Origin of the sequence: Ihubacter massiliensis (assembly GCF_024125305.1) — a bacterium.
Taxonomy (GTDB): domain Bacteria; phylum Bacillota; class Clostridia; order Peptostreptococcales; family Anaerovoracaceae; genus Hominibacterium; species Hominibacterium faecale.
This window is the reverse complement of sequence record NZ_JAMXVH010000001.1, coordinates 3,482,988-3,506,118: the sequence shown is the minus strand read 5'-3', so window position 1 is coordinate 3,506,118 and position 23,131 is coordinate 3,482,988. Positions and strand designations below refer to the sequence as shown.

The window sequence follows — 23,131 nt, the reverse complement described above, 5'->3', positions numbered from 1 at the left end:
CAAATTCATGATTTCCTATTATATCACTTTACTGCCTCATGGTAAAGTGCTATAATTTAGGATAATTCAATTTTATAGAGAGGTGAAACCATGTACAAAATCGCGACCCTGAACAAAATTTCACCGGTAGGACTTTCCCGCCTTACCGATGATTATACGGTAATTGACAATACAGATGAAGCAAACGGCATTCTGGTCAGAAGCCAGGCCATGCACGATATGGAATTCGGAGACAGCCTGCTGGCCATCGCCCGTGCGGGAGCCGGCGTCAACAATATTCCTCTGGACCGCTGTGCACAAGAAGGTATCGTTGTCTTCAACACACCGGGAGCCAACGCCAACGCAGTAAAGGAACTGGTTCTGGCAGGAATGGTCCTGGCCGCAAGAAACATCCCCGACGCTCTGGCATGGGCAAAGACTCTGGCCGGTACGGAAGGCGTGGGTAAAGCTGTCGAAAAGGGCAAAGGGCAATTCGCTGGTACGGAGATTAAAGGCAAAACCTTGGGTGTCATCGGCCTGGGCGCAATCGGCGTGCTGGTTGCCAATGCGGCGGAAAAATTGGGTATGGATGTCATCGGCTATGATCCGTATCTGACGGTCAAGGCTGCCCACGGCCTGTCCAATACGGCAAAGATCGTCGATGATCTGAAGGATTTATATCCCCACTGTGATTACATAACCATTCATGTTCCGGCTGTCGCTGATACAAAGGGGATGATCAATGAAGACGCTTTCAATAAAATGAAAGACGGCGTGGTCTTCCTCAATTATTCCAGAGACACGCTCATCAATGATGATGATCTTGAAAAGGCGCTGGCTGCCGGAAAAGTAAAGAAATATGTTACTGATTTTACGGATGATCGAGTGATTACCTTTGATAATGTCATCGTACTTCCCCATTTGGGAGCTTCCTCTGCTGAGGCGGAAGACAACTGCGCATCTATGGCGGTGGATCAGATCATGGATTATATTGAGAACGGCAACATCACCAACTCGGTCAACTTCCCGGCCTGCAATCTAGGACCAATCGTCCCCGGGTCGACACGGGTCTGCGTCATACACAAGAATGTTCCTTCTATTTTAGGTCAGATTACCGGTATCTTTGCAGATATGGGGCTGAATGTAGAAAATATGATCAATAAAAGCAAAGGGGATTACGCCTATACGCTTCTTGAGCTCTCCGGAGATGTGGCAGAAGCGGATCTGAAATCCAAGCTGGATGATGAAGCGATCATTTCAATAAGAGTTATCAAATAAGTTTTATATAAGCGACCTGCTTCTCGAGCAGTCGCCTGGCACCGGAGATTGCACTAATTTTGCAGCTTTTTCAAAATTAGTGCAATTTTTCAATGCTTTCAAAGGTGGGGGGATGTTAAAGGAGGGCGGCCCCAGGGGCCGCTTGAGCTGGTTTTCGGGAAATCATCGCTGCCTAGGGGGTTTTCTCCCGGATTGCGATAATTTTTTATCGCTGCCGGTAAAAAAACTTGGCAGTAGGGGTAATTCTCCCCTATCCATCGATAAAAACGGCCCGAAAAGCGGCTAAAATCATCGCTGGATGAGGCATTAGCAGTTGACAGCGATAAAATAGTGAAAAGTCGGCCTCCTGCCTTCGAGCTGCGGCAGACTTCCGCATTCCGGTAAATTTCTGTAAAAATCTGCATTCTTTTCGCAAAGTTGTAGGATTGCGGGGCCGGATCCCGGCAGCTTTCGGCCTGTACGGCCTCATTGCGAATTTGAGAGTGCTTGGCCCTTGGAACTTGCGTAAAAAGTAAAATTCTGTTTCAGTTTTTTCCCGAAAAATCCCCACAGCCTATCTCCAACTGCTTCCAGGCTGCGGCCGGCATCCTGCCAACTCCTTCCACCCATCAGGGCCAAGCTCGATTCAAAAAAGAAAAAAGCCGCTTTTCGTATCCCAAAATGCAGCTTTACACCCCTTATTTTTCAGTTTTTATCAAGCTTCATCACAAAATCTCGAAATCAGGCCCGAGCAGGGTCTTCAAATGGGAAGAACAGATACAAAAAACCAAAAAGTTAATCTTTTGATATCTGTCCACCCATCCCGCCCTTTTACAAGAGGCCTGCTTTATTTTTGCAGCTTTTCAATATTTTCTATGTACACGGAAACTTCACCGCACCCAGGACATACCGCCACTTTAGGTCGGATTCGTTTCGCCAGCAATTCTTCGCTCTCCACCAGCTGGATTTCCGCGGCTTCCGAGTCTTCACGGATGGAATAACCTTCGATCATTTCTTTTCCGCATCTTAAACATTTTCTCATTTTTCATTCCTCCTCATGGATGGATGTTCCACCGGCTTTCTCTTGCTGAAGCTGGTAGTATCATCCCACACCTTGTTAACTAAAATTCCCAGGCAAAGGACCCAGGCCAGGAAATAAAACCAAAACAGAACTGCGACAATGGATGACAGTGCTCCATAGATAATGTCGTAATTGGCAACGCTGCTGGTGTATTTTGCATAGACCAGGGTCACAAGCAGCATGCCCACAGAGGCAAACACACTCCCCGGCAAAATTTTTCTAAAAGGCACCCTATTGGTAGGCAGTATATAATAATTGTAGCTGACCATCAAAAAATACAGGGCCAGACCAAGCAGCCATCTGAGGTACATCCAAATGCTATTGATATACTTATCCGCATCCAGATCGAAGAGCTTCACCACGGTCCGCAAAAGCAGATCACCGTAGCCCAAAATGAGCAGCGCAAATGCAATCGTAAACAACGTTACGATCATAGTTCTGACAGCCCGCAGCCGTTCTCTCCAGTATCCTTTCCCCGTATTCTTGCCTTCTGTAAACGTATAATTCGTAATCCGCATAATCGCGAACTGCGCCCGGGACGCCGCCCACAAAGCGACACACAAAAATACAATGTTGCCTGCGCCCGCCGAAGAGAATTGAATCAAATTGAGCAGCATTCCGGAAAGCTGTTCTCCAGTGTATTTACTGATCCATTCGACTACATACTGATTGTTCAAAGGCAAATGAAAGTACCCCAGAATTTGGGTCAGCAGCAAAAACATGGGCACAATGGAAAGCAGCAGGTAGAACGAGATTTGCGCGGCAAATCCCTGATAATATGGATCTCTGAATTGCTTAATCCCTAAAAATGTCATTTGCAATAACCGTTGTCTCATGCTACACTCGTCTCTTTCTCAATTATTTTGCCGCCCTTGCTTCCAGCTGCCTTCTCAAATCTTTCAGCGCATTCGCTCTATGGCTGATTTGATTTTTTGCGTCAGGCTCAAATTCTCCAAAGGTAATGTCATAGCCCAGCGGCACAAAAAGAGGATCATATCCAAACCCATTAGGTCCTCTTTCCTCCAGCACCAGATGGCCCTCAACTTCTCCCCGTGCGACGATGGTATCACCGTCTGGGTACACCATGGTAATTACTGAAACAAATCTGCCGGTTCTTTTTTCATAAGGCACATCTTTGATCAAATCCTTCAGCTTATCGTTATTGGCCTGATCGTCGCCGTCTATTCCTGCAAAGCGAGCAGAATAGACCCCCGGCGCACCATCCAGACAGTCCACTTCCAGTCCGGAGTCATCGGCAATTGTAATCTCATTGCAGAGTTTCATGATCTCATACGCCTTTTTATAGGAATTCTCTTCAAAGGTGGTTCCGTCTTCTTCCACTTCTATATCAGCAACGCCTGCCTTATCTCTAGCAACGATCTCCATGCCGAATTCTTTTGTTATAGCCTCAATTTCTTTAATTTTATGGTGATTTTTTGAAGCTGCTACAATTATGCCCATATTACTACCTCTCAGTTATAGTATTGCCTTTATCCCAATGATTACTAATATTGTTCCACCTAAAATTTCGGCTTTGCTGCCTAAAAGATCACCGAATTTACGGCCTACATATATGGAAATCATCACCATGATTGCCGTTATGATCCCGATTTCCGCTGCCGCGGCTCCGATGGGAACGCCCAGAAAGCTGAACCCCAGCCCTACGGCCAACGCGTCAATACTGGTCGCAATAGCTTGAAAAAGTAAGATCCCTAAGGTCAAAACCCGGTTTTTGGGCATCTGATGTTCTTTTAGGTGCGCAACGCCTTCCTTGATCATTTTACCGCCGATAATCCCCAAAATCAGCAGGATTACAAGTCCGGACCATGCGCTCATAATCCCGGCAAAAAGGCTCCCCGCATAGTAGCCTACCACCGGCATCAGCATCTGAAAGCCAGCGAAAAAAGCCAGCATTCCTATGTAATCCACAGACTTTAAATTTTTGTAAATCATCCCATTCGTCATGGACACCGCAACCGCATCCATGGCAAGCCCTACCCCGATCAGGGCTACTTCAATGAATCCCATTTATGCCAAATCACCGCACGATCCTACAGGAACCTTCCCTTCGATAGCTCCAATCACTGCCTGCGTCTTTTCCTTGTCAAAATAGCTGCACAGCTCTATGAAATCCACGCCCAGAGAAACAAGTTCCTTTGCCGCCGCTTTAGCTGCGTCCAGATCCTTCGTAAAACGGACATAGGTATTGCACTCTTCGCTTTTAAGACTGAATTTCTGAGTTACTTCAACTCCATCCATTACGATGACAATGCCATACTCTTTCAGAGAATCCAGCGCTTCTATTTTAACCAATTCATCGGGCAGATAATCCGCATGGGTGATGCCCATTTCTCCGGTGAAGGACTTGGAAAGCTTTGCAACCGCTTCATCATCGAAGTCGCCGCACAAATCGATCAAATCATAGCCTTCCTGATCCAGCTTTTTCGCCAGTTCTTCGGTCATCTCAAAGGAACTTGTTCCGGTTACCAGACTATAGCTCTCGTCATTCTCATAGACGAACGAATAAGTTTCCGGGCTGCTCCCCGGAACGTTTTCAATGAATGCATACTTAAACATACTTCCTCCTACTAAATACTTCCTTGCGGCAACGCCGCATCAAATGGTGCTGCCATTATAATGTGCAAGCCGCGTCGCAGCACATTTCAATGAACGCTTCCTTGCGGCAACGCCGCTTCTAAATGGTGGAACCATTATAATGTGCAAGCTACGTCGCAGCACATTTCAATGAACGCTTCCTTGCGGCAACGCCGCAATAAATGGTGCGTTCATTATACCACAATGTTCCTGGACTTTCCAATCCTCATGGTGTAAAATAGCCATTGTAAAATTCATGAGGAGGGATAATAATCTTGAAAATTGTTATTTTTGACGGACATACAATCAATCCGGGCGATCTTTCTTGGGATGCGCTCGAAGCAATCGGCGATCTGACAGTTTACGATGCCACCCGGCCTGAAGAAGCGCTGGAACGCATCGGCGACGCAGAAATTCTTATGACCAGTAAATGCCCTGTTACAAAAGAGTTTATGCAGCAATGCCCCAATTTACGCTATATTGGTTCAACTGCCACCGGTTATAATAACATCGATGTGGATGCTGCAAGAGAATTGGGCATTGCTGTCACTAATATTCCTGCCTATTCAACGGAAGCAGTGGCACAGCATACCATCGCTTTAATCCTTGAGTTATGCAACAATGTGGGCCTTCACAATGATTCAGTAAAAAGCGGAGAATGGACAAACTGTAAGTACTTCTGTTATTGGAAAGCGCCGGTGATGCTGCTGTCCGGCAAATCCCTGGGGATCGTCGGCTATGGTCAGATTGGGAAAAAAGTGGCGGAGATCGCCAAAGCTCTGGGGATGAGCGTTCATGTGTACAGCCGCGATAAAGAGGCAGCAATGAAATGCGATTTCGTTTCCCTTCATTGTCCGCTGACAAAAGAAAACGCAGGATTTGTGGATGCGAATTTTATCGGACAAATGAAACCGGGTGCGATTCTGATTAATACAGCCAGAGGCGGATTGATCGATGAAACTGCCCTTGCAGATGCCCTCCGCGCAGGTCGTCTCAGTGCAGCTGCCGTAGATGTGCTGTCACAGGAACCGCCTGCAGCAGCAAACCCTTTACTGAAGCTTTCCAACTGCATCATTACGCCTCATATGGCCTGGGCCCCGGAAGAGATGCGTAGCATCATCTGCCGGACATTAGCGGACAATTTGAACAGTTTTCTGCAAGGCGGAACGCTCAATCGGGTGGACTTGAAATAAAATTTATGTTCTGTTAATCCTTAGCAAATATCCGAAAAGCTATTTCCATCAATAAACAAAAATTTTTCCCATTTCTATTCGAAACAGGCACAAATAGAGTGCTTGTCCATATAAAAATGGGATATTTTTTGTTTCTGGCAGATTGGATAGGACCAAATTGCGGCTTATTCATATTTTATACTTAGAAGTTTGCGCTAGCTTATACGAAAGCACTTGAGTTTAAATCAAATTTCACGTTAAAAGACCGAATTTATATGGACATTGCCAGCAAATTGCTGGATTTCGAATAGAAATAGATCAATATACTTTTTTGTAAATATCTATTCACCCGCAGAACCAATGGCGTGTCGCCTTTTTCTGCGCAGAAGCAGACGGACAACCATAACAATGACCGCTGTCAGCAAAAGAAGCGCTCCCGCAGCCATGAACAAAACCTTCCCTGGCTGCTTTAGCAGCTCTACCGGACTGAGACTATTCATCTCAACTTTACGGCCCTGGAGCTTGTGGTAACGGTCCGGCACAGTCCCATCATCAAAGGATTTCAAGTAAGAAGCCATTGCATACCATGCTTTCAATTCATGGTCGCCATGATAAATAATATGATCTTCGAAATTTTTAATTGGTTGTCCCTCTTCATCCTTAGGCTCAATGGACAAGAGACCGAAAGACTTCTCTTTGACTGATCCAAGCATCTGGCAGGAATATAAATCAGCAACAACCCGATAAAGTTCATCATTCTCTAGCTCTTTATAGGTTCCGTTTCCCAAATCCCTGCGAACATCCGTAGCTCGATTGAGAAAGAGCCGATTGGGGTTATAATTGTATGCCAGCCCGCTCATATATAGCCGCGCCACCTGCATAATATTAGACACCGAAACATCTACCTCAGCAGCCGCTTTCAGCTCCTTCCCTGTCAGATAGGCGCTCACCAGAGGATATCCGGTTATTTTATCCTTTCCGTACCCCAAAGAGAGTACATTGAAGGCATCAGCTGCTGTAATCGGCCCTTCACCAAAAGAGGCCCGCACTACACCGGCCGGAACCACCGCTACATCCACGGGCCGGGCCTGAACTCCTTCAGCTTGAGATACCGCATAAAGATAAGAATCGGCAATCAAATTTCCCAGCGTGTCTTCCCCCTGATCCATTGCAAATTGTTCAATATCTGTAAAGGCTTGATCGGTTTTTGCCAAAACATCCTTCATGTGAAATCCAAACTGAGAAAAATACTCTTGATCCACAAGTTTCTCAAATCCGGCAAGTCGGGTTACAATCGATTGGTCCTCTCTAACACGGCCATCCAGGGGAAGCAGTTCATAATTTTTTAGATGGGCAGTACCGTCGCTGCCTTTTTCCAATACTAAGTGGCCCAAATTATACGTATAGCTTCCGCAGGAAGCCAATATCGTATCGCCGACCACAATCGGCTCCGCCAGCTCTGTATGACTATGACCGCTGATAATCACATCGATATCCGGTACTTCCCTTGCGAGAATTTCGTCCTCCGATTTATCCGGATTCTCATTGGTTCCGCTGTGGGAGAGACACACGATGGCATCCGCCTTTTCACCCTGCTTTATCTCGTTTACGATTGTCTTTGCCGTCTCAACCGGCTCTTTAAAATAGAGACCGCTTTCAGGTGCGAATTCGTCCGCTTCCTTCCCTAAAAGCCCGAAGACCGCAATCCTAATGCCGCCTTTCTCAATCAGCGAATAGGGTTTGACGTCATATGCATCGCATGCAGATTTTAACTGGGATGCCGCCGCCTTTTTGTCTTCATCCGCAAGCGATCTTTCCCAATCTATGTTGGCAGACAGGATCAGAGGCAGCCGTTCTCCCGACTTGACTGCTGCCTGCAGCATATTCGCCAGTCCACCCGCCCGATAATCAAATTCGTGGTTGCCAAAGGTCGTTGCATCATATTGCAGCGCGCCCATCATCCGCAGCTCTGACGCCTGGGTAGAATAAATGGTCTGATACGGCGTACCCATGGCAAAATCACCCCCATCCAGCATAAAACTGTTTGGATATTCTTTTCGAATTTTTTCAGCCAGGGTTTGGAGTTTTGCAAAGCCGCCTCTCATCTCAGCGACTCCGTTTTTGACAATTTTTTCAGCATCCATATGAGAATGCATATCGTGGGAGAAAATAATCGAAATTTCTTTCTTCCCGCCCTGCACATCGTCTCTTTCTGATTCCGCCGCCCACACAAAAGAAGTTCCTGCGGTCAGCAGCAAGAATAAGAGTGCTATCCCAACGATTCTATTTTTCATTTGTATCCTCTCGTTCGCCACACAGGGGCATGGCTCTGTCTCCCATTTCTCGTATTAAGCAGCCAAATTCCTCCTGTGACAATGGTTTTGAAAAAATATATCCCTGGATCACATCACAGCCTGCTGCTCTTAGAAAGTCAACCGTTTCTGTATTTTCCACCCCTTCAGCAATGGTTTTAATCTTAAGTTCCCTCGCCATATTGATGATATTGGATACGACAATCCTCTCTCTCTTGATATCTACACTCTTGCGAAAAAACAGCATATCCAGCTTTAAAACACTCACTGGTAAATTTTTAAGTACATTGAGCGAAGAATAACCTGATCCGAAATCATCCAACGAACAAGTAAACCCTTTACTCTGCAGTATACGGACGATATGGTTAAACATATCGTCATCACCAAGTGCAAGGCTCTCTGTGAATTCCAGTTGTAAAACATTGTCCGGTATTTGATATTGTTCCTTGACCTTTGTGTAATATTCAATGAAGTCCGGCTCCAAAAGACCCAGCCTTGAAACATTAACCGCAATGCTGATCGGCTGGTTTCCTTCTGCCAAGTAGCTGTGCAGCCAGCGGCATGCTTCACAAAATATAGATCGGTCCAGCTCCGCGATCAATCCGGTTTTCTCAAAGATGGGAATAAATTCATCAGGTGGTATCATTCCTTTCTCAGGATGCTTCCAACGTGCCAGCGCTTCGGCACCAACAATACGATTCCCTTTTTGGATATTCACTTTTGGTTGAAAATGCGCTATGAACTGACCGGCATTGATACCGATCTTGCCATCGGACTCGATCTCCGTCTCCTTTAGGGCCTGTAATCGAATTTGGTCGGTAAAAAAGGCGCACTGGTTGCCTGGCAGCTGTTTTACCGAGTTTTGAGCCATATTTGCCCGATTTACCATATCATTGATCGATCGCTTTTCATCCCCAGTCCGCGGGCAGTAAAACCCCATAGACAGGTGGATAAAATCTTTTTCCAAAACATCTGACCCGTCAACGTGTCTCAATCCCGCTAGTTCATCAAACCATTGTTCCAGCTCGGTTCTATTGTCATAAGTTCGTATACCGGTAAAATTATCTGCCGATACACGGCAAAACAAAAATTCCCGGTTCTCGTATTTTTTGAATTGCTGTGCCAGTGCCTGCAAGACGCTGTCACCAGCTTTATAGCCAAAAATATCGTTAAAATACTTGAAGTTTTTCAAATCACAATACCAGACAGCATATTGTTCTGTTCTTTGCACAAAGTCCCCTGCATCCAAAAGGAACTTGGAAAAATTGCTGCAGCCAGTCAGCTGATCCACATAAGCCAAGTTTCTCAACGATTTTTCATTGCGGTGCATGATTTTCTGCTGTTGATAGAGCAGCAGCAAGAAAATACAAAGAGCTGTAAAAATAATCGCAGACACACCTATGGCGGTCTGACTGTATCTCTGTTTAATCACCGCCTTTGGAACGGCACCTGTAATTGACCAGCCATTGATTCCAATCGGTTCAGCGATGGAAATCTGCTCTTGGCCGTTCTCTTTATACGTTAAGCTAGTCTCCTCTCCCTTTTTCAACGCATTCATCAGTTTTTGTTTCTGTTCTTTTGTTAGGAATTTCATATCATCTAAAGAGCGGGCATCCATCTTCTCTGCGGAAGATCCTCTGGCACGTATTACGAATTGGCCATTCTGATTCATAATATTGGAGCAACCTGCCCCCTTGAAAATAGGACTATTGATAATATTTGCAAGGGTATCGGCAGGATTGACCGCACACAAAATTTTGAAAACCTGTTTGTTTTTATCCTTAATTGGAACTGCATAATAATTAATGTATTCCCCTTCTGAAAAAGGGTCTTCAGTCGTGGCTGAAATACTGCTTTCGCCGGCAAGCGCCTTTTGAAAAAATAGTTCTTCGCCCAGATTAATCGGCTCATTGAGTTTACCGCCGATATCAAATAACTGCACAACTCCGTCAGTGTCCGCAACACCCATACGAATAAAGGAGTTGCCGTTGTTGATTTCTTGCATAATGTTGGACATCTCATTCGAGTTGTTGACGGCTACACCTCGAATGCAAACGGATATTCCCTCTAAAGTCTGAATATCACCCTGTACTTGCTTGACGATCGTCATTTTTTCTGATCTGCGTCAGCCTTTATATATTCCACATTTTCTTTGTTGTTTTGCTGCATCATGTAAAAGAGAAAGATTAAGCTAGTAGCTAAAAAACACAGACACAACACAAAAGCCAGGAGTATATATTTACGATAGAAAGACTGATTTCGGTCTCTATCCATCTATTTCTCTCTTTCTTTGTTCAAATGCTATAGACTTATTTCTTTATGATCGATGTTCAAATGCTCAATCCTGCTCGAACCGCCTAGAAATCTGCAGGATAGTTCGGCCAAGTCCCGAGCTGCTGCCGCTAAGTCCCCGCTTCTTGCCGGATCCACGGATTCAATGATAAGAAAGGCATCCGTTGTATCCTCCGTCAGCATAGTGCGCTGTCCGTCCCGCCAGTTCCAGCAGCGGCAGACAGCTCCCTCATCGTCCTTATATACAACCTCCCCCGCAAGCGCATCATCATATTGTTCGTCGCCCAAGGCCAGAAATGACTCTCCTCCTTCCGCAATTGTCAGACGCAGATCGCCTGCGAACGTATTGATATCCTCTCCGCCGCAAGGTAGTCCATAATTTAAAGAAACAGAATTATAAAGATCGACCAGCGGATTAATACACCCAACCTCTTTTCCTTTTTGTATCCGCTTTAAGAGAGCCTCAATGGAGCATCTGGCGCTTTTTTTGGTTTTGAATTTTTTAAAAGCCTCTCTCCAGACAGCGATCACTTCGTTCTCACTGATGGGTTCTTTGAGGATAAATTGATTGGCGTTTTTATTGGCGTTTTCCAGCAACTGCAAGATGTCCGATCTTACCGGCTCTGCCGATTCTTCCGTATTATCAATCCCCTTAACGAGGATGACTGCAATTTCAGCTTGCGGGAACAGCTCCCAAAAGCCTTCTTCTATTATAAACTTCGACATATGTCACCTCTCTTTCGTCCTTTGTTTATCAAATACATTGCCATTCTACCATATCGGCTGACCTCACAGCAAGTCAAAGCGCCGGATTTGATATCACCGGCGTTTTTTCAAAATAATTCTATAAAATTGACAAGCTTTTAAGCAAACTAATCATTTTTGCCCCTTGACATCCAGCAAATTAAGCACTATAATGAGCTCATAAGAATTAGTAGCAACAGAAAAGAGGGATATCATGAGTAATGCTACGAAGAAAAATGTTTTCGCTAGAGGCATACGTGCATTTAAGGAAGAAGTTATGGCTTGTGCGGAAATGATTGACGAGTGCATTCACAAAGGCACTCTGTAGATCATTGATTCAAACAAATATATCCTTATATTTTTTCCGGTAAGAGTTCTTACCGGTTTTTTATTGGATTTTATTTAAGGGCTGCCCCATGAAAACAGTGATACTCGGCTGGACGAGGCTTAAATAAAGCTCGCACCTTTTTTACATAATCGGCAAAAAAGGTGCGAACATGAAACATGTGCTCTTATACGATCTTTTATTGAACGAATCCGTAATAAAGACGAATGCCTCGATAAATTCCGCGGGCAAAGCTTTCCGGATCGTTAGTCAATAGATACAAATCTCCCAAATTGGTGATATAACCCATTTCCACTAAAACTGACGGCATAGATGTGGCCCGCAGCACATAGAGACTTGGTCTGATAAAGACACCTCGATTGGCCAGTCCGGTCATGTCGTGGAGGCCTTCCAAAATCCGCTGTCCCATAGTGTAAGCCTGGGTTCCTTCACTGTATACATATGCCTCACTGCCGCTGGCAGACGTATTGCTGCTGGAGTTACAGTGCAAACTGATGAAAAAATCCGCGCCCCAAGTATTTGCCTCGTAAACTCTGGCCTGCAGACTGGTGGCATTACTGGTTCCCAGCTGCTCTTGCGGAGAATTTCTTGAGAGGCGGACTTCGAAATTGGGATCATTTCCCAGAAGAGCTGCCAGACGAACGCCGATATCATACGTGATATCCTGCTCTCTTACTCCATTGGCCTCAGCTCCGGCATTGGGATTCTGCGGGTTGTGCCCCTGATCGACAAATATTTTAATTGCCATAGCATATTCCTCCTTTTTATTCTATTTAGTGTATGCGAATAAAAAGAAATTTGCGCCATAACAAAATATGGCTATAAGTTCTCCAACTTTTCCAGCAGCCGGTCCACAGGCCTCTCCAGCTCCGAATCGCCGGTACATTTCGTCGGCGTACGATTGAGAATATCATTGAGAATTGGCTGGCGCGCGCTGGCCCCATCAACGGCGATATCGTTCCACAATACCAGTTCCACTGCTTTGTTCAAATAAGCCACCTGGCTGCGCCCATGGGTTTTGGTAACCTCCATTGCTCCGGCCATATCCAGGTAGGCTTCAATCTCCCCTTCGGTCAGTCCCGCTTCGAGAAAGCTATCACAGATTTCCCGCTCCGCCAGCAGTTCCAGCCGATCCCGATCCTGCGGACCGATCCCGCAAAGCACAAAGGAAAACCGGGTTCCGCAGTTGACCCCGATCAGCGAAGGCCGTCCCTGCAGCATGATCACATGCAATTCCCAGCAGAACAGATCGTCGGCCTTCTTGCCGTAAGGCGGCTTTTTCATCTTAAAAAATCGCTCCATGGGGATGGTAATTCCCAGCTGCATAAACGTTCTCCTCTCTTAAAACTGCTGATTTCAGACGCGTGCTTATGCGTTTGCCAGGAATGCCTTATATGTCTGGTAGGCTTCGTACACATCTGCTTTGGAGACCACTTCCCAAGGTGCATGCATATTCATCACTGCAACGCCGGCGTCAATAACATCCATATTGTAGTTGCCCATGATATAGGCGATAGTGCCGCCGCCGCCCTGGTCCACTTTTCCCAATTCGGCAGTCTGATAGTTGATGTTTGCTTCATCGAGAATTCCTCTCAGCTGGGCGATATATTCGGGATTGGCATCGTTGCAGCCGCTCTTGCCCTTGGCCCCGGTGTATTTATTGAAAACGACCCCCTGCCCCAGATAAGCGGCGTTTTTCTTTTCACTCACATTTACATACAGCGGATCCACTCCCGCGCTCACATCGCTGGAAAGCATCTTGGTATTGCTGAATGCCCTGCGAATTTTCACCTGGGACTGGTCGCCCATGCAAGCCAGCAGTTCGGCTATGGTATTTTCCATAAAGACCGACTGGGCTCCTGTCGCGCCCATGCTTCCGATCTCTTCCTTATCCACCAGGAAGCAGCAGTTGGTATATTGGCAGGATTCCACTTCCAGGATTGCCGCCAGTGAGGTATATGCACACACCCGGTCGTCGTGGCCATAACCCATGACCATGCTGCGATCCAGACCGCAGTCTCTGGCTTTTCCGCTTGGTACTACCTCAATTTCGGCGCTGAGGAAGTCCTCCTCTTCGATATCGTAGTTTTCCTTCAGAATGCGGAGAATATTTGCCTTTACTTTATTCTCTTCTTCTCCTTTTAGCGGAATGTTGCCGATGGTCACATCCAGATTCTCTCCCTCGATCACTTTGTCCGCCGTACTTTTTAGCTGTTCCTGAGAAAGGTGAATCAATAAATCACTGACACCGAAAACCGGATCCGTTTCATCTTCACCGATGACCAGTTCAATCTTTGTGCCGTCTTTTTTTACCACGACTCCGTGGAGCGAAAGGGGAATGGTAACCCACTGGTATTTTTTAATACCCCCGTAATAGTGGGTATCCAAAAGCGCAAAGCCTTCACTTTCATATAGAGGATTCTGCTTTAGGTCCAGACGCGGAGAATCCACGTGAGCTCCCAGGATGCGAAGGCCCTCTTCAATGGGCTTTTCCCCGATCACAAAGAGCGCGATGTTTTTGCCTCTGTTCAATGCGTAGACCTTATCGCCCGGCTTCAGCTGCCGCTGCTGGCCGATGACATCCTTTAAATCGGCAAATCCTCTCTTCTCCGCCAGGGCGGTTGCTTCCTTTATGCAGGCCCGCTCCGTTTTTCCTTTGGTCAGAAAATCCTTATAGCCTTCATTAAATTCCATAACCGCTTTTAACTGCTGGTCCGTATATTTTTCCCATGCGTTTTCCTTATACATTCTATTCGTCTCTCCTTATCAATCTAAAATAAAAAATTCCCTCGTTCTTAGTATGCAGATATCCTCAGTATATCATTTCTTCTCAAAAAATAAACATGAAAAGAGCAGATTCCCCGGCCTTTTTCTCCCCCATGCCGCGATCCGCTCTTTATTCGTTTATTTTTTACGTTTCTTTACACACTCTGCCAGAAGATATTCAATCTGGCCGTTGATGGAGCGAAAATCCTCTTCCGCCCATCTTGCAATTTCATCCCACAGGGACGGTGCGATCCTCAGCAGAATTTGCTTTTTCTTTTTCTCGGACTCTTTGAGTTTTTTCTCTCGCTCTTTGATTTCCTTTTCCAGCGCCGCCAGCTTTTCCAGCTTTTTTTGCAGCTGCTGTTCTTTTAAGTCCAGTTCTTCTTTCATTTGCCCAGGCCTCGATTAATAGATGGTTCCGCTGTTGACAATGGGCTGCGCCTCTTTATTTCCGCAGAGCACCACCAGCAGATTGCTGACCATGGAGGCTTTTCGTTCTTCATCAAGCAGAACGATATCTTCCTCTCCCAGCTGATCCAGCGCTGATTTTACCATGCCTACTGCCCCGGTAACGATCTTTTGTCTGGCTGCGATGATGGCCGATGCCTGTTGCCTCTGCAGCATAGCGGCGGCAATTTCTTCCGCATAGGACAGATGCGTAATTCTCACTTCAATAATCTCCAGGCCCGCATCGCTTACCCGCAGCTGCAGTTTTTCTTTCATCGTATCGGCAATCTCCTGGCTGCTGCCCCGCAGAGTCTTTTCATCTGTGTCCGTATCCTCCATATTGTCATAAGGATACAATCTGGCAATGTTTCGAATCGTAGAGTCGCACTGGGTGGACAGATACTGGAAATAATCATCCACATTGAAAACAGCCTTGGTTGGATTCTGCACCTTCCATACGACAATGGCCCCGATGATGATCGGATTACCCATAGCATCGTTTACTTTCTGGGTGCCGTTGTTAAAGGTGAGTACCTTTGTGGAAACCTTCTTGTTCATGGAAGCCTTCTTTGATTTGGAACCCTTTTTGTTGCTGTCATTGAATTCTTCCAGCAGGCCTTCCGGCGCTCCTTGTTTTTCCGCCACCGGATTGCGGCCCGTAGCAAAGGGATTTACAAAGAAGAATCCATGGCTTTTAATCGTCCCATAGTATTCACCGAATAAAGTAAGGACCAGCGCCTCATTGGGATTGATGACTTTCAGTCCGGCAAAGAGTATGCACACCAGACAGAATACGATCACTGCAGCAACAATTGGTACCACCAGCTCCTGGGCAATTCCAAAGATCATAACTGCGATGGAGGCCAGCAGGACCAGAATCAAAATAACCAGCATTGCCATGCCGTTAAACGGCTTTAATATTTTTTCTTCAATTTCATTATTCATATTCACCGCATTCTTTTTCATTTTTTTCTCCATTTCTTCATTAACAGTTCAATATTTATTTGATATCAAAATAATATCACATTATTATGGATTGTCAATAGAATTTTTAAGATTGCCGCGCAAAAAAAGATCTGCGCAAAGGATGGCTGATACCTTTACGCAGATCACTGCCGCTGAATGCGGATCAAATTGGGTTATTGTTTTTTTATGGGGAAGCAGACTTCGGTCACCAGTTCCTCCGGATTTTGCGTTTCTGCCGGGCTAACATGGTAGATACAGAACGAAGTCCCATCGAAGGCATAGCCGTTGTCCTTCACCCAGTTGGCTACAGCCGCGTTGACTTCCGTCAGCTTGGTGTAGCTGCCTTTGTAGGTTGCAGAAGCAATCCGGCACTCAGGGGCGGTTTTGAACTTGACATGATCGGTATCGGCGTAACGTCCCTTTACCGTTATTTGGATTTCCACATCCACGTCCTGTTCTTTGTAGCCTTCATCATAAAAGAGAGCCAGGCTGCAGCTGGGTTCTGCCGTCTGCACATTCATGCCTTTTGTTTCTTCGTACATTTGCTGCCAGAGGATGCTCTCCTGATCGTAAGCCGGTATCACCTTTCGTAAGCTGGCAACATATCGCTTTGGCATTGTCTTTAAAGTTACATTATATTTCATCGTTTCGCCGTCCTTTCCTAATCGCACGATGGCATTATCAAGGATCCGCAGGCGCTGATTCATGGCATCCAGGTTTTCCTGCAGTTCCACCCGCTTTAATACCAGATATTCTCTAAGGGCCTGAACATCATCGTATTTTTTCAGCAATTCCAGCACCATCGTCAGGCTGAATCCCATTGATTTTAAGGCACCAATGCGGCCAGCCAGCGGCAGCTGCTCTTCGCCGTAGTAACGGTAACCGGTAGCCGGATCAATCCATTTTGGTTTTAACAGTCCCATTTCGTCGTAATGGCGCAGCATGCGGATGCTGATTCTTGATAGTTTTGAAAAATCTCCTATTTTTAACATTTCCTTTACCTCGCATATGCGTTTTTGTGAGCTCATTTATAGGATACGGTCTTTCATAGTGTTAGAGTCAAGCATATGATTAACCTTTTGTCAGTTTTTTTTGCAAAGCCGCTTTGCCGCGATGATAAGTTACTTTTGCTGAGCCCTCCGTTATTCCAAGAGTTCTTGAAATCTCTTTAAAAGAAAGCTCAAAATAAATCCTCAGGATAATAACGTCTTTCTGCTGCTTCTTCAGTCCCTCCACGGCGCTCCGCAGCTCTTCCTTCATAAGCCTGGCTTCACAAAGTTGTTCTGTATTGGCAGCGCGATCATAAACCAGCTCTTCTCCCAATCGGGAAAAATCAACCGATACCTCTTTGTGTTTTTTCAAGTACTTAAAGTAGCTGTTCTTGGCGATCTGGCAGAGCCAGGTAAAAAATTTGCACTTGCCGTTATATCGGTGAATGGAAATAAATGCTTGATAAAAGGTTTCCTGCGTCAATTCTTCCGCAAGAAGAGGATCGCTGCCAGTCAGTCTCAATAAAAATCCGTAGAGCGCCGAATAATACGTTGTGTAAATCTGGTCAAACCCTTTCATCTTTGCTCCTTTAGTTCTGCAAGCGGCTTTTTTTCAACCAGCTCATCGTTTTCCCAAGGGCCGGCTTGGCTGCCCTTCTTCCATTTGTCCGGCACAATACGATACAACTCTGCCTCCGAAGTTTCATCGTTGAGAAATAGGTAGGTACCATCTGCCACCTGCTTGCCAAAATAGGCGGCAGCTTTCATTCTACTCCGCTCAACAGCGCTCTGACCTTCATCGCTCTGCCCTTCAATCGAAGCATTCAGACGGATTGCAACTGGTTTTGGGAAATGTTCATAGATCGCAGCGCTTCCAGCATCCCCCAACTTGTATTCTTTTACCTGCTCCACTTGCAGATTCTTGCCGTCCCAAACCGCCGATACGATCATCGGCTGCTGTTCACCCCCATTATATGCGGACTGGGGGTCCCCATCAACATTTTCGTATACTTGGCCCTTATATTCCAAAAAAGAATAAACTGCACCTTTCATGTAAATCGTATACTGATCTTTGTCTTTTTCCACATCCAAGATAGATGCATCAAAGGTCTGAAAGCATTGAAAATAATCGGAATACGCGGGTTTCTGCCCATTGCGCTTTGTGAGCTGGTCTGTTAGCTGCTGATATTGCTGTCCTGTCAGAACCTCCGGATTTTCTTCAACGTTTTCCCAAAGCCAGAGCCGCTGGCTGTAATTCTTTCCATATTTAGATTCGTATGCCACCTGTTTGAATCCCAAAGAATAGTAGATCATGGTGCTGGTCTGTCCATTATCCACTCCGTCGCGGCTGATCACAATCGGCGGCGATACACTTCTGCCCGCCGCTTTATAATTTACAATACACACAGTCAGAAACGCTGTAACAAAGACTAAGATGGATGCGGCTATCATCCGGCGTCTTCGTATTTTTTTCGCCAGCAGAAGAAACTTTTGATCTTCTGCCTCTCCGGGATCCATTCTTTGAAGCCCTAACTCTTTTTTTTCAACCATAACAATACACACTCCTTGTTTTTATTTGAAACGTTTCATTGATTAATACGCCACAAGCGCAAAAAGTTACAACATTTTTTCATCAGTCATCCTGCCTCCTATGCTGCCATCTGGCGGCGGGGCAATAACCGTTATGCCCCTGCCTTCTAAAAAACGTGTTATGACATGCATGATAAAAAAGCGGCGTCAGCTTGTTCCCAGCCCGGTTTCATTATATAATGCCTTTAACAATCTGAATTTACAGGAGGAGAAGTTATGAGGCTGGGAAAGGACACAGCAGCGCGGATCATCCGTGAGATCAGTATGATTTTGGATTACGACATCAATATTATGGATGAAAAGGGGGCGATTCTGGCCAGCACCAATCCTGACCGGATAGGCATGTTTCATGAAGGCGCTTTCCGTATCATCCGCCAGGGCCTGGATGAGCTGGCCGTTTATGAAGACGGACAGTATCAGGGCTGCCGCAAAGGAATCAATCTTCCTATTTTTCTAAACGAAACAATCATCGGCGTAATTGGTATCACCGGCAAGGTATCAGAAGTGATGAAATACGGCAAGGTTTTAAAAAAAATGACCGAGATCCTGTTGATGGACCTTTTTTCTTACCACAAAAAAAATCAGCAGGAGCAGGCCCGCCTTTTCTTTGTCAACGAATGGATCAATCTGCAGCCGCTTGAGTTTGCCCCTGGCTTCAAGGAATCGATGGCCGAATACGGTCTTCCCGCCGAAGCACCTTATGCGGTGTGTCTGGTCCGTCCGGCAGCTATACTTGCAGATGCGGAAGATTTGAAGGAAAAAAACGTCCTTCATGCACAGAACAGCGATGTGGGTATACTAATCTGCGCGGTTTCTTCTGCGGATCAAGTCTTATCTTTTGTAAAAAAAGCCGCGCGCTATTCCGGCATCGATCCATTTTTGTGCGCAGTGGGAGGAACCCAGGAGGATTATACCGGTGTTCGCCGTTCCTATCGCCAGGCAAAAAAACTGATGAATTTGAAACATAACCAGCAAGGATGCTTCTTTTACGAAGATTGTATTTCCGAGCTTATCTTAAACGATGTGGATCCGGAATACAAAGAGCTGCTTTGCCGCCAAACCCTTTCCTCGCTGTCAGCCCAGGAAAAAGAAGAGTTCTCTGATTTTATGGACGTCTATATTCGCTGCAACGGCTCCGTCAATGCCATTGCCAAAGAACTCTTTGTGCACAAAAATACCGTCCAATACAAAATCAATAAAATCCTCCGAAAGACCGGCCGCGATCCGCGGATCCTGAAAGATGCCTTTGTTCTGGCGATGACTGCTCAGTGGCTGAAAAAAGGCTAGTGCTGCGTCTGAAACCCTTTGCTCATCTCCCGCACCCTTATTTTCCGTCGTGCTTCTTTATTTGCGCTGCAAGCGCATGGTACCGCTCCTGGTTATCGATAGGTTTTGCAAGATACCCATTCATTCCTCTCTCCATCGCTTCCTTTGCATCCTCGCTGAACGCATTTGCTGTCAGGGCAATGATCGGAATCTCCGCCCCATTGCCGTGCCCGCTTTTGCGGATTTTTTCTGCGGCTTCTAATCCGTTCATCTTGGGCATTTGAACATCCATCAGAATCAGGTCAAAGTTTCCCGGTTCTTGTTCCAGAAACATTGCTGCCGCCTGTTCGCCGTCCCATGCATGGGAAGTATGTACGCCTGCGTTTTGCAGAAGATATTCGATAATTTCGGCATTAAGTTCATTGTCCTCGGCAAATAGAATATGCGCGCCCTTTAACAAGCCCATTTCAGCCTGATTGGACACATTTGCACTGTTTTCTTTTGTATCCTCTTCTCCAGCCTGTTTTAGAGGAAGATCAATGGTAAACACCGTGCCTTCGTTTATTTTGCTCGTCACTGAAATCGTGCCTTCCATCAGTTCGACAAGCCGGAAGCTGATGGCAAGGCCCAAACCAGTTCCCTGATAAATCAGGGATGAAGAATTCTGCTGTTCAAAAGGCTCAAACATCTTGCTCATAAATTCTTCCGGCATACCGATTCCTGTATCTGCAACTGTAAAGCGTATGAGAGGCTCCCCATCGCCTTGGTTCAGGCTTTCTGCATCCAGGCGTACCTTGCCTTTTTGGGGAGTGAATTTCATTGCATTGGACAGCAGATTAATCAGAATCTGCCGGGTACGAAGCTCATCAGCCATTACCAGATCCGCCCCCTGGTCCAGATTGTCTTGACAAATGAGAAAGTCAAGCTGCTTTTCTTTGGCTTGATCTGCAAAGAGTTCCCGCAGGTCATCCAGCATTTCGGAAAGATGAAATGTCCGGTTAAGGAGAACGGTCTTGCCGCTTTCAATTCTTGACATGTCCAGAATATCGTTGATCAAATCTAAAAGAAATTTGGAAGCCTTATCGATTTTGGCCAGACACTGTCCGCTCTTTTCCACATCCGGCAGGCTTTCAATACCAATTTTGGTCATGCCGATAATCCCATTGAGCGGCGTACGAATTTCGTGGGACATTCTGGCCAAAAAGCTGCCTTTTTCCTTGCTGGCGGCTTCTGCCTGCAGCAGCTCTTCCCGCATTTTTTTCTGTCGGATTCCATAAATTGCTGTCACAGCAACAAGAACAATCAAAATGAAGTATAGGCTCATCAGCCAGAATCTGGCATGTCTTGCCTGCTTTTCCGAATATATTTCCGCAGCGGAAACCAGCTTGTCCGCCAGATTGAAATAGTCCTCGCTTTGGAGAAAGAGAGATTCCAGCCCGCCGCCTTCCCGGACGTGCAGAATTTCCTTCTTCAATTCTTCCCATGAACGCTGTACTTGCTCCAGCAGTAAGCTGAACTGTTCATCCGACATTTTTTCCAGTTGATTTTCACCGTCTCCGTTCTGAAGATCATACAGAATCCCGTCCAACCTCTCAATCAAATCGTCATTCTCTTTCCCGTACATTTCTTCTTTCACTAGTTTCTGAGTAGCGCCCCGCACAATGCCCGAATAATTGACAATTCTGGCGTTTCCCTGCAAATTTTTAATGATGTAAAAGGAAAAAATCCCTACCCCGACAAAGGTGACAAGAACCATTGCAATCATCCATTTCTGCTGTATTTTCATTTTTCTCATTTTGTTCACCGAATCCTATATGCTCATTATACGTACCTTACTGCGTATTGTCCACAAAAAAAGCGTTTACTATCGATTCCACCTCTGTCTGGGACCGTCTCAAATTGCAGCGGAGTTTCATATACTAATCCGTAAAGGAGATGATCCATTGTCCAATAACGAGAATATCAACCGGGAACTTTTTGAAAGAATGCCAATTCGAAGGGCCTTTCTGACGCTGGCAGTTCCCACTGTTTTAAGCCAAGTCATCGTAATCGTCTATAGTCTGGCGGATTCTTTTTTTGTAGGTAGATTGGGAGATCCGCAGCAGGTCGCTGCTCTGACCATTTCATTCCCCATCTTTAATATGCTTACGGCGCTGGCCAATATATTCGGCATCGGAGCGGCCAGTGTCATTTCGCGCAGTCTGGGCGCAGGAAACTCTGAACGGGCGAGGAAAGCATCTGCCTGCGCCTTCTGGAGCGCCGCTATCTCCGCAGGCTTGATGATCCTGGTACTGATTTTATTTATGAAAGAAGTTCTTACCCTCCTGGGAGCAACGGCGGATACATACGCATTTACCCGCAGTTATCTGATCTGGGTGGTCTTATTCGGCGGACTTCCTACGGAGCTTTCCCTATTGCTGGGGCATTTGCTGCGCGCTGAAGGCAGAACCAAAGCTGCCAGCATTGGCATGACCCTGGGCGGTCTTTTGAATATCGCGCTGGATCCCTTGTTTATCTTTTACTTTCATTGGGGAGTGGGCGGAGCAGGAATCGCCACTATGGCGGCCAACACTGCTTCCATGGTGTTTTTTTTGGGCGTATTTTTCCGCATTCGCCGCCATACGGTTCTTTCGCTGAGTCCAAAGGACTTTACCGTCCGTCAGGGAATTCTTGCAGGCATCGTCTCGGTGGGCCTGCCTACCGGGCTCAACACCTGCCTTGTCAACCTGGACAATGCCTTGATGTCCGGACTGACCGCAGCTTATTCCGATCAGGTGGTAGCAGCCTACGGGATCACCCAGAAGATCACCACCGCAACCATCCACATCAGTCAGGGAATGGCACAGGGGATTTTGCCTTTGATCGGTTATAATTATTCCCAGGGCAGGCTGACCCGCGTCCGGCAGACCAATCGGTTTGCGCTGCGGACCCTGCTGATTTTCACCATTTTCTTTTTTGCTGCCATTGAAGCTTCGGCAGCTTCTCTGTCTCGTATCTTCATCGACGAGCCGGCGACTGCGGCGCTGACTGGTGTCTTTATGCGGTGCTGGATGTTCTGCGCCTTCGGCATGTGTCTCTTTCAGATGTATAATGCCATTTTTCAAGGAGTCGGCCTTTGGAAGCAAGCCCTTCTGCTCACAATCTGCAGGCTGGGGATTTTGTTTCCGGCAGCGTCTTTAGGACTTAACAGGTTCCTCGGCTTGCAGGGTTTGATGTTTTCCCAGCCCCTGTCCGACACTTTGACGCTGTTTCTTTGTATGGCCGTTTATCATAAGGTCAAGATCAATCAGCTCTGCGGCGGTCAAGCGCCAAGCGATCCATAAGTTTTC

Annotated in this window: 21 protein-coding genes; 4 read left to right on the top strand and 17 right to left on the bottom strand. The window is 46.2% G+C overall.

Annotated features, from left to right (window positions below; all coding sequences use genetic code 11):
• Positions 1-90 precede the first annotated feature (90 nt).
• Positions 91-1,257, top strand: a complete 1,167-nt coding sequence (locus tag NIA71_RS16080; RefSeq protein WP_148397614.1) for a 3-phosphoglycerate dehydrogenase family protein — start codon at positions 91-93, stop codon at positions 1,255-1,257.
• An 826-nt stretch (positions 1,258-2,083) separates the two neighbouring features.
• Here the strand turns inward: NIA71_RS16080 and NIA71_RS16075 are convergent.
• Genes NIA71_RS16075 through NIA71_RS16055 form a run of 5 tightly spaced genes read right to left on the bottom strand, consistent with a single transcriptional unit; the run spans position 2,084 to position 4,894 of the window.
• Positions 2,084-2,278 (bottom strand): nucleic acid-binding protein, encoded by a 195-nt coding sequence (locus NIA71_RS16075; protein WP_148397615.1) that lies wholly within the window; start codon positions 2,276-2,278, stop codon positions 2,084-2,086.
• Positions 2,275-3,153: a YihY/virulence factor BrkB family protein gene (locus NIA71_RS16070; protein WP_148397616.1), complete on the bottom strand. Its 879-nt coding sequence runs from the start codon at positions 3,151-3,153 to the stop codon at positions 2,275-2,277. The genes NIA71_RS16075 and NIA71_RS16070 overlap by 4 nt, the downstream gene beginning before the upstream one ends.
• A gap of 22 nt (positions 3,154-3,175) precedes the next feature.
• The gene (gene rdgB, locus NIA71_RS16065) at positions 3,176-3,778 is read right to left on the bottom strand and encodes an RdgB/HAM1 family non-canonical purine NTP pyrophosphatase (protein ID WP_148397617.1); all 603 of its coding nucleotides are present in this window, start codon (positions 3,776-3,778) and stop codon (positions 3,176-3,178) included.
• A 15-nt stretch (positions 3,779-3,793) separates the two neighbouring features.
• On the bottom strand, positions 3,794-4,345 hold the full coding sequence (locus tag NIA71_RS16060; protein ID WP_148397618.1) for a manganese efflux pump MntP family protein: 552 nt from the start codon (positions 4,343-4,345) through the stop codon (positions 3,794-3,796).
• On the bottom strand, positions 4,346-4,894 hold the full coding sequence (locus tag NIA71_RS16055) for a DUF6506 family protein (RefSeq protein ID WP_148397619.1): 549 nt from the start codon (positions 4,892-4,894) through the stop codon (positions 4,346-4,348).
• 293 nt (positions 4,895-5,187) lie between these two features.
• Here NIA71_RS16055 and NIA71_RS16050 point away from each other — a divergent pair, with 293 nt between their 5' ends.
• Entirely contained in the window at positions 5,188-6,105 is a 918-nt protein-coding gene (locus NIA71_RS16050) for a D-2-hydroxyacid dehydrogenase (protein WP_148397620.1), read from the top strand.
• A 320-nt stretch (positions 6,106-6,425) separates the two neighbouring features.
• Here the strand turns inward: NIA71_RS16050 and NIA71_RS16045 are convergent, their stop codons facing one another.
• The 11 genes from NIA71_RS16045 to NIA71_RS15995 form a co-directional block, all read right to left on the bottom strand.
• The gene (locus NIA71_RS16045) at positions 6,426-8,378 is read right to left on the bottom strand and encodes a bifunctional metallophosphatase/5'-nucleotidase (RefSeq protein WP_253020950.1); all 1,953 of its coding nucleotides are present in this window, start codon (positions 8,376-8,378) and stop codon (positions 6,426-6,428) included.
• Entirely contained in the window at positions 8,368-10,506 is a 2,139-nt protein-coding gene (locus NIA71_RS16040; RefSeq protein WP_253020949.1) for a GGDEF domain-containing protein, read from the bottom strand. The genes NIA71_RS16045 and NIA71_RS16040 overlap by 11 nt, the downstream gene beginning before the upstream one ends.
• 191 nt (positions 10,507-10,697) lie before the next feature.
• A complete protein-coding gene (locus NIA71_RS16035; protein ID WP_253020948.1) occupies positions 10,698-11,414 on the bottom strand; it encodes a B3/4 domain-containing protein in 717 nt (238 codons plus the stop codon).
• A 542-nt stretch (positions 11,415-11,956) separates the two neighbouring features.
• Positions 11,957-12,526, bottom strand: coding sequence for an N-acetylmuramoyl-L-alanine amidase family protein (locus tag NIA71_RS16030; protein WP_148397625.1), 570 nt, complete (start codon positions 12,524-12,526; stop codon positions 11,957-11,959).
• Between the two features lie 71 nt (positions 12,527-12,597).
• Entirely contained in the window at positions 12,598-13,104 is a 507-nt protein-coding gene (locus tag NIA71_RS16025) for a DUF6933 domain-containing protein (RefSeq protein ID WP_148397626.1), read from the bottom strand.
• 42 nt (positions 13,105-13,146) lie between these two features.
• The gene (locus NIA71_RS16020; protein ID WP_148397627.1) at positions 13,147-14,526 is read right to left on the bottom strand and encodes an aminopeptidase; all 1,380 of its coding nucleotides are present in this window, start codon (positions 14,524-14,526) and stop codon (positions 13,147-13,149) included.
• A 156-nt stretch (positions 14,527-14,682) separates the two neighbouring features.
• Entirely contained in the window at positions 14,683-14,934 is a 252-nt protein-coding gene (locus NIA71_RS16015) for a hypothetical protein (protein ID WP_336246071.1), read from the bottom strand.
• Positions 14,935-14,949: 15 nt separating this feature from the next.
• Positions 14,950-15,957 carry an SPFH domain-containing protein gene (locus NIA71_RS16010; RefSeq protein WP_227755444.1) on the bottom strand — a complete coding sequence of 336 codons (1,008 nt, stop codon included), beginning with the start codon at positions 15,955-15,957 and terminating at the stop codon, positions 14,950-14,952.
• Between the two features lie 173 nt (positions 15,958-16,130).
• Complete coding sequence (locus NIA71_RS16005) at positions 16,131-16,949, bottom strand: MerR family transcriptional regulator (RefSeq protein ID WP_148397628.1); 819 nt, start codon at positions 16,947-16,949, stop codon at positions 16,131-16,133.
• Between the two features lie 79 nt (positions 16,950-17,028).
• Positions 17,029-17,526, bottom strand: a complete 498-nt coding sequence (locus NIA71_RS16000; protein WP_148397629.1) for an RNA polymerase sigma factor — start codon at positions 17,524-17,526, stop codon at positions 17,029-17,031.
• On the bottom strand, positions 17,523-18,497 hold the full coding sequence (locus tag NIA71_RS15995; protein WP_148397630.1) for a hypothetical protein: 975 nt from the start codon (positions 18,495-18,497) through the stop codon (positions 17,523-17,525). Before NIA71_RS15995 ends, NIA71_RS16000 begins: the two co-directional genes overlap by 4 nt.
• 255 nt (positions 18,498-18,752) lie before the next feature.
• Between NIA71_RS15995 and NIA71_RS15990 the strand changes: the two genes are divergently transcribed.
• Complete coding sequence (locus NIA71_RS15990) at positions 18,753-19,823, top strand: CdaR family transcriptional regulator (protein ID WP_148397631.1); 1,071 nt, start codon at positions 18,753-18,755, stop codon at positions 19,821-19,823.
• 37 nt (positions 19,824-19,860) lie between these two features.
• Here NIA71_RS15990 and NIA71_RS15985 read toward each other — a convergent pair whose 3' ends face one another.
• Positions 19,861-21,597, bottom strand: coding sequence for a hybrid sensor histidine kinase/response regulator (locus NIA71_RS15985; RefSeq protein WP_253020947.1), 1,737 nt, complete (start codon positions 21,595-21,597; stop codon positions 19,861-19,863).
• 148 nt (positions 21,598-21,745) lie between these two features.
• Between NIA71_RS15985 and NIA71_RS15980 the strand changes: the two genes are divergently transcribed.
• The gene (locus NIA71_RS15980; RefSeq protein WP_253020946.1) at positions 21,746-23,125 is read left to right on the top strand and encodes an MATE family efflux transporter; all 1,380 of its coding nucleotides are present in this window, start codon (positions 21,746-21,748) and stop codon (positions 23,123-23,125) included.
• The last annotated feature ends 6 nt before the right edge of the window (positions 23,126-23,131 follow it).

Excerpts from the sequence above, each read along its gene's own strand:
- NIA71_RS16060 (WP_148397618.1), bottom strand. The coding sequence starts at position 4,345 with ATGGGATTCATTGAAGTAGCCCTGATCGGGGTAGGGCTTGCCATGGAT.
- NIA71_RS15985 (WP_253020947.1), bottom strand. The coding sequence starts at position 21,597 with ATGAGAAAAATGAAAATACAGCAGAAATGGATGATTGCAATGGTTCTT.
- NIA71_RS16035 (WP_253020948.1), bottom strand. The coding sequence starts at position 11,414 with ATGTCGAAGTTTATAATAGAAGAAGGCTTTTGGGAGCTGTTCCCGCAA.
- NIA71_RS16025 (WP_148397626.1), bottom strand. The coding sequence starts at position 13,104 with ATGCAGCTGGGAATTACCATCCCCATGGAGCGATTTTTTAAGATGAAA.
- NIA71_RS16005 (WP_148397628.1), bottom strand. The coding sequence starts at position 16,949 with ATGTTAAAAATAGGAGATTTTTCAAAACTATCAAGAATCAGCATCCGC.
- NIA71_RS16000 (WP_148397629.1), bottom strand. The coding sequence starts at position 17,526 with ATGAAAGGGTTTGACCAGATTTACACAACGTATTATTCGGCGCTCTAC.
- NIA71_RS16010 (WP_227755444.1), bottom strand. The coding sequence starts at position 15,957 with ATGAAAAAGAATGCGGTGAATATGAATAATGAAATTGAAGAAAAAATA.
- NIA71_RS16020 (WP_148397627.1), bottom strand. The coding sequence starts at position 14,526 with ATGTATAAGGAAAACGCATGGGAAAAATATACGGACCAGCAGTTAAAA.
- NIA71_RS16045 (WP_253020950.1), bottom strand. The coding sequence starts at position 8,378 with ATGAAAAATAGAATCGTTGGGATAGCACTCTTATTCTTGCTGCTGACC.
- NIA71_RS15995 (WP_148397630.1), bottom strand. The coding sequence starts at position 18,497 with ATGGTTGAAAAAAAAGAGTTAGGGCTTCAAAGAATGGATCCCGGAGAG.
- NIA71_RS16070 (WP_148397616.1), bottom strand. The coding sequence starts at position 3,153 with ATGAGACAACGGTTATTGCAAATGACATTTTTAGGGATTAAGCAATTC.
- NIA71_RS16015 (WP_336246071.1), bottom strand. The coding sequence starts at position 14,934 with ATGAAAGAAGAACTGGACTTAAAAGAACAGCAGCTGCAAAAAAAGCTG.
- rdgB (WP_148397617.1), bottom strand. The coding sequence starts at position 3,778 with ATGGGCATAATTGTAGCAGCTTCAAAAAATCACCATAAAATTAAAGAA.
- NIA71_RS15990 (WP_148397631.1), top strand. The coding sequence starts at position 18,753 with ATGAGGCTGGGAAAGGACACAGCAGCGCGGATCATCCGTGAGATCAGT.
- NIA71_RS16055 (WP_148397619.1), bottom strand. The coding sequence starts at position 4,894 with ATGTTTAAGTATGCATTCATTGAAAACGTTCCGGGGAGCAGCCCGGAA.
- NIA71_RS16080 (WP_148397614.1), top strand. The coding sequence starts at position 91 with ATGTACAAAATCGCGACCCTGAACAAAATTTCACCGGTAGGACTTTCC.
- NIA71_RS16040 (WP_253020949.1), bottom strand. The coding sequence starts at position 10,506 with ATGACGATCGTCAAGCAAGTACAGGGTGATATTCAGACTTTAGAGGGA.
- NIA71_RS16075 (WP_148397615.1), bottom strand. The coding sequence starts at position 2,278 with ATGAGAAAATGTTTAAGATGCGGAAAAGAAATGATCGAAGGTTATTCC.
- NIA71_RS16030 (WP_148397625.1), bottom strand. The coding sequence starts at position 12,526 with ATGGCAATTAAAATATTTGTCGATCAGGGGCACAACCCGCAGAATCCC.